The following is a 463-nucleotide window of genomic DNA, read 5'->3' on the forward strand; positions in this document are numbered from 1 at the left end:
TTCCTAATCCTTGAGAATAGGCCATAAGTTCCATATTAGATGCAGCCAATCCTCCATCTACATAAGCACTTCCACCTAGAGACATATCACCTACAACTACCATAAGTAGTGGGGCATCATAAAATAAAGAATCATTTCCGTTCTCTTTGTATCTTTTGTACATTTTCTTAAATGTATTTTTATAGATAGAACGTACAGGGTCATTGTCATCAGTATCTAATGCCAAATTATAAAGACCTTGTATTGCCAGTTCTATCACTTCTTTTAGCTTTTCTTTTACTAATATGTATCTTATAGGCTGTCTATTACCACCTGTTGGTGTGTATCTACCAGCTTCCACTATGTTTTTTATTTTTTCTTCTTCTACCTCTATATCTTTATATTGTCTTATACTTCTTCTAAATTTAATAACATTCAATAGCTTTTCGGGTTCTAATTCAAAACTTTCACGATTGTATTCTAT

1 protein-coding gene is annotated in these 463 nt (G+C 32.2%); it reads right to left on the minus strand.

The features are described 5' to 3' along the window. Nucleotides 1-463, minus strand: a 463-nt coding sequence (locus tag MU407_RS14150; RefSeq protein WP_246958441.1) for a nitroreductase family protein, incomplete at both ends; no start/stop codon positions are given.

The organism is Brachybacterium sp. Marseille-Q7125 (assembly GCF_023062615.1).
Lineage (GTDB): Bacteria > Actinomycetota > Actinomycetes > Actinomycetales > Dermabacteraceae > Brachybacterium.